General features: G+C 48.6%; 2 tRNA genes and 1 rRNA gene. All 3 read right to left on the reverse strand.

Going from position 1 to position 535, the window contains the following annotated elements:
• Window positions 1-225 precede the first annotated feature (225 nt).
• Window positions 226-299, reverse strand: a tRNA-Ala gene (locus tag ACYVF1_RS32200).
• A 30-nt stretch (window positions 300-329) separates the two neighbouring features.
• Window positions 330-403, reverse strand: a tRNA-Ile gene (locus tag ACYVF1_RS32205).
• A gap of 44 nt (window positions 404-447) precedes the next feature.
• Window positions 448-535: ribosomal RNA gene (locus tag ACYVF1_RS32210) — 16S ribosomal RNA — on the reverse strand; the annotation flags it as partial.

The following is a 535-nucleotide window of genomic DNA, read 5'->3' on the forward strand; positions in this document are numbered from 1 at the left end:
CTGCCAGCGGGTCCCCTTAGCGTTTCGTCGCTTGCCACGTCCTTCATCGCCATCAGAAGCCAGAGGCATCCCCCAGACGCCCTTTTGCTGCGTGTTGATTCGATTTAGAAAATACTTTCCAACTCGTAAACTTTCGCTTACAAAAAGTTAAATCTTAATTTGATCATTACGATCAATTCGTTTCTCCCTGTAGGTCAAAGAACTTATGAACCCGAATGGTTCATGTGGAGAATAACGGATTCGAACCGTTGACCCCCTGCTTGCAAAGCAGGTGCTCTAGCCAGCTGAGCTAATCCCCCTTATTTAATAATCAGCCTTAATCTGATTTGTGGGCCTGCGTGGACTCGAACCACGGACCTCTACATTATCAGTGTAGCGCTCTAACCACCTGAGCTACAAGCCCGTTTCTTTGCATATTGACATCTAAAGTAGGGCTAACGGCTCCAAAAAGGAGGTGTTCCAGCCGCACCTTCCGGTACGGCTACCTTGTTACGACTTAGCCCCAGTCGCCAGATTTACCCTTGTCCGGCTGTGA

The organism is Spirosoma flavus, from assembly GCF_054778555.1.